Source organism: Pseudomonas sp. P4_C3 (genome assembly GCF_056402075.1).
In genome coordinates this window covers 20,217-27,792 of the sequence record NZ_JBFUIC010000054.1, presented here as the reverse complement: position 1 = coordinate 27,792, position 7,576 = coordinate 20,217, and the positions used below count along the sequence as shown (strand labels likewise).

Annotated in this window: 5 protein-coding genes; 1 reads left to right on the top strand and 4 read right to left on the bottom strand. The window is 62.0% G+C overall.

Annotated elements, in window-relative coordinates:
• Positions 1–195: 195 nt before the first annotated feature.
• Positions 196–1,479, top strand: coding sequence for an NAD(P)/FAD-dependent oxidoreductase (locus AC1DVH_RS12195; protein WP_477754006.1), 1,284 nt, complete (start codon positions 196–198; stop codon positions 1,477–1,479).
• Between the two features lie 176 nt (positions 1,480–1,655).
• Here the strand turns inward: AC1DVH_RS12195 and AC1DVH_RS12190 are convergent, their stop codons facing one another.
• The 4 genes from AC1DVH_RS12190 to AC1DVH_RS12175 are packed head-to-tail and all read right to left on the bottom strand — an operon-like array spanning position 1,656 to position 7,230.
• Entirely contained in the window at positions 1,656–2,627 is a 972-nt protein-coding gene (locus tag AC1DVH_RS12190) for an XdhC family protein (protein ID WP_477754005.1), read from the bottom strand.
• 1 nt (position 2,628) lies between these two features.
• Positions 2,629–3,864 carry a c-type cytochrome gene (locus AC1DVH_RS12185; RefSeq protein ID WP_477754004.1) on the bottom strand — a complete coding sequence of 412 codons (1,236 nt, stop codon included), beginning with the start codon at positions 3,862–3,864 and terminating at the stop codon, positions 2,629–2,631.
• A gap of 2 nt (positions 3,865–3,866) precedes the next feature.
• Positions 3,867–4,406: a (2Fe-2S)-binding protein gene (locus tag AC1DVH_RS12180; protein ID WP_007982256.1), complete on the bottom strand. Its 540-nt coding sequence runs from the start codon at positions 4,404–4,406 to the stop codon at positions 3,867–3,869.
• Positions 4,399–7,230, bottom strand: a complete 2,832-nt coding sequence (locus tag AC1DVH_RS12175; protein WP_477754003.1) for a xanthine dehydrogenase family protein molybdopterin-binding subunit — start codon at positions 7,228–7,230, stop codon at positions 4,399–4,401. Before AC1DVH_RS12175 ends, AC1DVH_RS12180 begins: the two co-directional genes overlap by 8 nt.
• Between the last annotated feature and the right edge of the window lie 346 nt (positions 7,231–7,576).

Here is a 7,576-nt window from a genome sequence, read left to right as displayed (position 1 = left end):
GCTACGTGCCTGCTGTGAGGCGGCATTCTACGGAATTCCGGAGGGGTGTCAACACCTTTTTTCGAGCTAACCCTATGAATATGCAAAATATTTAATTTTGCCGGTGCAAAGAAGATTTTCCGGGTGGCTGGCGGGCGTTTTTCAACTCGGGTACGATCGGCGCACTCGTAAAATATATTAAACAGAGGCTGCCGGATGGCTAACACTCCCTACCCCGAGTCCTACTACGCCGCATCGGCCAATGCGGTTCCGCCGCGCCCGGCGTTGCAGGATGATGTCGAGACCGATGTCTGTGTGATTGGCGCCGGTTATACGGGGTTGTCCTCTGCCCTGTTTCTGCTGGAGAGCGGCTTCAAGGTCACGGTGCTCGAAGCCGCCAAGGTGGGTTTCGGGGCGTCCGGGCGTAATGGTGGGCAGATCGTTAACAGCTATAGCCGCGATATCGATGTCATCGAGCGCACGGTCGGTCCCAAGCAGGCCCAGTTGCTGGGGCAGATGGCGTTCGAGGGTGGGCGAATCATTCGTGAGCGCGTCGCCAAATACAGCATTCAGTGCGACTTGAAAGACGGTGGCGTGTTCGCCGCGATGACCGCCAGGCAAATGGGGCACCTCGAATCCCAGAAGCGCCTGTGGGAGCGTTTCGGGCACACCCAGCTTGAGTTGATGGATCAACGTCGCATCCGCGAGGTGGTTGCTTGCGATCAGTACGTCGGCGGGATGCTCGACATGAGTGGCGGCCACATCCATCCGCTTAACCTGGCACTGGGTGAAGCGGCGGCGGTCGAGTCCCTGGGCGGCACGATTTACGAGCAGTCGCCCGCGGTGCGCATCGTGCGCGGCGCGAATCCGGTGGTGCACACGCCGCAAGGCAAGGTCCGGGCTAAATTCATCATCGTCGCCGGCAACGCTTATCTGGGCAATCTGGTGCCGGAACTGGCCGCCAAATCGATGCCTTGCGGCACTCAAGTGATTACCACCGAGCCACTGGGCGAAGAACTGGCGAGGACCCTGCTGCCTCAGGACTACTGCGTTGAAGATTGCAATTACTTGCTCGACTACTACCGCCTCAGCGGCGACAAGCGCCTGATCTTCGGTGGCGGCGTGGTGTACGGCGCTCGGGATCCGGCGAACATCGAAGCGATCATTCGACCGAAGATGCTCAAGGCATTCCCGCAGCTCAAGGACGTGAAGATCGATTACGCGTGGACGGGCAACTTCCTGCTGACCCTGTCGCGCCTGCCCCAGGTCGGACGCTTGGGCGGCAACATCTACTACTCCCAGGGCTGCAGCGGCCATGGCGTGACCTACACGCACCTGGCGGGCAAGGTACTGGCCGAAGCGCTGCGCGGCCAGGCCGAGCGTTTCGATGCCTTTGCCGACCTGCCCCACTACCCGTTCCCCGGCGGACAAATGCTGCGCACACCGTTTGCGGCATTGGGTGCGTGGTATTACGGATTGCGGGACAGGTTCGGATACTAAGCGACACGCAATACATTGTGGGAGCGATCTTGCTCCGGGCGGCGATCCGACGATGGCGGACTGGCAGGCGACATCCCTGTTGAATGTGCCGGCCTCATCGCGAGCAAGCTCGCTCCCACAATGATTGTTGGATATTCGCAGATGTTGCGTACACCCGCTCCCACAGGGGTTTTGGGTTAGAGCCGATCCCGAGGGATACCGCTGCGAATCCGCAGGATGTCCGCCAGCACTGCCAGGGCGATCTCCGCCGGCGTCTTGCTGCCCAGGTTCAGCCCGATGGGCGCATGAATCCGCGCCAACTCGGCATCTCCCAGACCACCAATTCGCCGCAACCGCTCGAAGCGCTTTTGCGAGGTCTGCAGGGAGCCCATCACACCGATGTAGAACGCCTCGGTGCGAACAGCCTCCATCATCGCCAGGTCATCGATACGTGGATCGTGGGTCAACGCCACCACCGCCGTGTCGCTGTGACAGCCGCCGTCAGCGATGAACATCGACGGCAGTTGACGGCGAATCTCCACGTTTTCCAGCACGACGCCTTCCAGCACTTCGTCCCGCGGATCACACAGAATCACCTCGAAGCCCAGGCCCACGGCAAACTCCGCACAGGCCTGGGCGACACTGGAATACCCCGCCAACAGCAAGCGCTGGGCCGCGCCGACGCGCACGCGCACCCGGTCGATTTCACGCTCGATACGCATACCCTGCTCACGATCATCGAACAGGCTGCACGCACCGCTTTGCAGATCCACTTCGCGGATCAACCGACGCCGGCCCAACAGCGCCGACTCCAGCTCGCACAGATGCGCCTGCACGTCACATTCGGCATCCAGCTTCTCGACCAGCACATCCAGCACCCCGCCACACGGCAGGCTGACGCGCGAGCGTGGGTCGTTGTCTTCGCCGTAACGAACAACGCTGACCGGCTGCAGAAACGCGCCCTCGGCGACTCGCTCGAGAAAGTCCTCCTCGACACAACCACCGGACAGCGAGCCAATCCAGTGCCCCTGCGTGTTCACCGCCAGCAGCGAACCCGGTGCGCGCGGTGCCGAGCCATAAGTGGCCAGCACCGTACACAGCCAGATGCGCTGACCGGCCGCCGACCACTCCAGCGCCCGGCGTATCACTTGCAGATCGAGATGCTGCATATCAGTGGGCCTTGTGCTCGAGCGGCGCATCGGCCCGCAGCTTCTGCACGTCGTTCACCGCCAGATCATTCGGCTGACCGCCCCAGCCCTGACGCAGGTAGTTCAGCAGATCCGTGAGTTGCTCGTCGCTCAATTTCCCGGCGAACCCTGGCATCGGTTGCATGTGTTCGAAACCGGAGAACTTCTGCTCACCGATACCGTCGTCGATCACCCGCACCAGGTTGCGCGGATCTTCCAGGCGCAACGTGGTGTTGCCGCGCATGGCCACGGCGATGTGCGGCTTGCCCTCACCACCCGGCGCGTGACAACCGGCGCAGACATTCAAATATTCCTGACGGCCGCGCTGGGCGCTCGGGCTCAGCTTGTCCAACGGCACTTCGGTGAGCATTCTCGCCGCCGGCGGCTGATCGCCGAGCAGGAAAGTCGCCATCGCCGCCAGATCCGGATCGCTGAGGCCCTGGGTGCTGTTGTGGAACACCGGGAACATCTCATTGAACATCGTGCCCTGGGCGCTCATACCGTGCTTGAGGAACGAGCTCAGGTCCTGATGATTCCAGCCACGGGCCGCCAGGTCAGTGGCCAGCAGGCTCGGCGCCAGATAACCATTGAGAATGCCACCGGTCATGCGCCTGTCCTGCTGCATCGCGCCCGGCAAGCCGCGTGGGGTGTGGCATTCACCACAGTGACCCAGCACGTCGACCATGTACTGGCCACGCTTCCAGGCTTCGCTCTTGCCTTCGGCAGGCTCCAGCTTCACGTCCTTGCCGTACATCATGTTCCAGCCCATCAGGCCCAGGCGCACATTGAACGGGAAGCTCAGGCTGGTGACCGGCGCGGCGCGCTCGATCGGTTCGACGGTTTTCAGGTAGGCATGAATCGCGTCGGAATCTGCGCGCGGCATCAGGTGATACGAAGTGTACGGCATCGCCGGATACAGGTTGGCGCCATCACGGCGCTTGCCTGCGGTCAGCGCGGCGAAGAACTCGTCATCGTTGTACAAGCCGATGCCGTGCTCTTTGCTCGGGGTGATGTTGGTCCCGTAGATCGTACCGAACGGCGACACGATCGGCAGGCCGCCCGCATAGGGTGCGCCACCCGGTGCGGTGTGGCAGGCCATGCAGTCGGCGGCGCGGGCGAGGTATTCGCCTTGCTTGACCTGCGCATCATCCGCGTGAGCCACCACCACAGGCGCAGCCAGACCTACCGCCAATGCCAGGCGGCCAAGTAGAAGCTTCATGCTTAACCCTCCTTGACCAGGCCGAGATCGGTCAGCACGTTGCGGGTGGCGCTGTAGTAGCGCACGTACCCGGTGCAACGGCAGATGTGATGACCGAGGCTGTCCTCGATGACTTTTTCCAGCTGGCTTTTGACGATGGGCTGACGCTGCAGCTTTTCCACCAGCACGGTCGCGGCATTCACGAAGCCCGGCGCGCAGTAGCTGCACTGGAAGGCGAATTCGTCGACGAAGCGCTGCTGGATCGGGTTCAGCTCGGTGACCTTGCCCTGCTCGTCGCGGGTCGCATGGCCTTCGATGGTCCGCACTTTCTTGCCTTCGAAATAGTGTGCGCCAGTGATGCAGGTGCGCACTTCTTCGCTGGTGCCGTCGGGGTTGTCGACGATCACCACGCAGGCGTGGCAGATGCCCTGGCCGCAGCCCAGGCGCGAACCGGTGAGGTTCTTGTATTCGTGCAGGTAGTCGATCATCGGCAGGTCATCAGGGATGTCCACCGGGCCGACGGATTGACCGTTGAGGGTCAGTTGAAGCGGACGGTTAGCCATTGAGGGCCTCCTTGATGCGTGCAGAAGTGATAGGCAGGTCGCGGACACGTTTACCGATGGCATGGGCCACGGCGTTGCCGATGGCGCCGACCACCGGGATCATCACCACCTCGGCGATGCCCTTGGACGGGTCGCTCGGCGAGAGTGGCGGCAGGATGTCCGCCGTCTGTTTCCACACCGCGACGTGACGCGCCATCGGCAGGCGGTAACGGTTGAAGTTCCAGTCACCCTCCCCCGGACCACCTTCGTACAACGGCATTTCCTCCATCAGCGCGTGGCCGATGCCCATGGCGATCCCGCCTTCGAGCTGGCCCCTGACCAGTTCTTCCACCAGCACCCGACCGCACTCGACCCACGAGTGGTGGTTGAGCACCGACACTTCGTTCGAACCCTTGTTGACCTTCACTTCCACCAGCGTCGCCACCGGGCTGTAGTAAGTCACCGCCGCGTTGTTCAACTGGGTTGCCGGGTAGGCGATGTTCTGCCGATCCAGCAGATGGAAACCGGCGCTGTTCATCTGCGCCTTCTTCGCCTTCGGTGCACCGTCGCCGTACTTCACGGCCAGGCCATCGAGCGGCAAGCGCTCACGTACGCCGTCGATGCTGAACTCGGCCTCGGCCCAGCTCCAGCGGTTGAAACCGTGCACGGTGGCGCCGCTTACCAGGCCACGCTCGTGAACACGTTTGGCGAGCATGGCGAATGGCAGTGGCTCCATGCCGTTGGCCGTGAGCTTGCCGTCGACCCAATGGGCGTCTTCGCGGCGCACCACGTAAGGGTTGGCCTGACCGCCGTAAGGGCCTTGTCGCCAAATCTCCCGCGCCGCCGGCCACAGGCCGTGGTTGAACAGCACGCGCGCCGCTTCACGAGTGGCGTGGCTGAAGTAGTACGCCGAGTTGGTGGCCGACGAAGCCGAAGCGACCTTGCCGACCCAGCGTGGATTGCGCAGGAAGTTGTCCTGCTCGGCCTGGCTCATGATGTACGGGTTGCCGCCACTGATCAGCTGCAACTCTTTCCATTCGGTTTCGCCGGTCTTCACTTCGTGCGCAGGGAGACCAAGGAAGTCGGCCACGACCATGGCCTGGGAGGTGGACATGCCGGTGCCGATTTCGATACCGATGTGGCGCAGGCTGATGCGACCTTCGGCAGTGAATTCGATGCTGGCCATCGGCGCTTCGGAACCGGTACCGAAGTCTTTCTGGCAGATGGCAAAACCCACGCCGTACCAGTTGTCCGGATCGGCGGCTTCGCGTTGTTTCTTGATCGCGTCGCGGTTTTTCCAGGTGTCGTGGACGGCCGCCTTGTCGAGAATCTCGTGCAGGCGCAAGGCACCTGCCGGGATCGCGCCCTGGGTGTTTTTCATGCCCGAGCGCAATGCGTTCTTGCGGCGCAGCTCAATGGCATCGACACCGAGGCGACCGGCGATTTCATCGACCATCATCTCGGTCGCCGCCATGCTTTGCAGGGTGCCATAGCCACGCATCGACCCGGCTTCAACGGCGCGGGAGTGATAGGCCGTGACCTGCAGATCGTTCTGCGGCATGTAGTAGATCGACTGTGCCGCCGTTGCGCCCACCGCCGCCACTGACGGGCTGTAGTTGATCCGCCCGCCACCGTCGACGCTCATCTCGGAGCGGAAAATCTTGAAGCTGTGGTCGGTCTTGTCCACCGCCAATTGATAGCGAATGTCGAACGGGTGCCGCTTGATGCCGCTCTGGAACTGCTCGTAGCGGTCGTTGGCCAGGCGCACCGGTACACCGGCGCCGTACAACGCTGCTAGAGCTGCGTAGTAGACGAAAATGTTGTGGTCTTTGGAGCCGTAACCGACGGTATAACCCGGGTGCATGTTCAGGTTGGCCAGGCCGAAACGCGACGGCGCGATCATCTTCGCGGTCTCGGTCGCGGCTTCCAGCGGGCATTGGGTAGCGACGACGAAATGCAGGGTCTTGGTGACCGGGTCGTACCAGCCGTTGCCGTTGTCCGGCTCCAGGGCGGCCGGCTCGATCGACGGGGTCTTGTAGCGTTCGTCGAACACCAGCCAGTTGTCCGGCGGCGTATCGATCTGCTGCTTCATACGGTCGGCGTAGAACAACCCGCGCTCGGTCAGGTTGCCGTGCAGGTTCGGCTGGGAGTTCCACACCGGACGCCGGTTTTTCAGCATCGGGAACAGGATCGAGTCCTTGAGGCTGGCGAACTCGTCTTCGTCGGCCGAGGTCGCACYGCCGACGCGCACGTAGCGGAAGCTTCCGTAGGGATCGCCTTCGTAGAACGGTACCTGGGCACCGTAACGAATCGCCTTGTCATTGAACTTGAGTTGGTTCTTGGCCTGACGGAAGCGCTCGAAGTCGTTCCAGATCAGGATCGCTACAGGGTGCCCGATGAACATCGGCACCTTGCCGGCCGGCAACAGCGGATCGGGCGCGTGCTCCTCAGGGAACACGATACCGTCCTTGACCAGGTCTTCGGCGGTGACGATGCGGTCCGGTTGCAAATCGGCACCGAGCCAGGACAGGTCGATGCCTGCAAAGATGTGGTCCGCCTTGATGGTTTTCAGCAGCATGGCGTGGCCCTGCTGCTGCGGCCAGCCCGGCATGTCCTTGGCGCGGATGTCGCGGGCAAAGACTTTGCTGCCGCAGACCTTGGACAAGGCATCGTTACGGGCGCGCGCCTTGCCGTTGTTGCCGAGCCACTGCTCGGACGGCACGGTCACGCTGTTTTCCATCAAGGCGGCCAGCGCCTGGCTGCTCAATGGCGTGAGCGTCACGCTCACGCCCGCTACCAGCCCGCCCTGAAGGAACGAGCGCCGGGATATATCACGGTTGGACATGGATCATCCTCTGGGCGGTCATGGGGTCCGCCCTTCTGGTTATGCTCTGGAAATCTCGAGTCTTGCAGAAGCCCTTTTCGACGATGCAAAGGGCTGTGTTGACAGTGCAAAGCTGACCGAAAGGTTAAGTTTATAGACTTATGACCTTACGGAAAACCAAAAACTGACCGACAAATCAAAAAAATGCGACTATTCAACGCAGCACGTTAACAGTAGCCATGAATCTCGGTAGCGCGAGGTCAGAGGCGCCGCTGAACGACGGCGTCGTCAGCTCCAATCGGCCACTCATGCAAAGGGGCATGCAGAAAGGTCCGTTTGGAAAAAGGCGAGAGGAGAAAAACCTGAA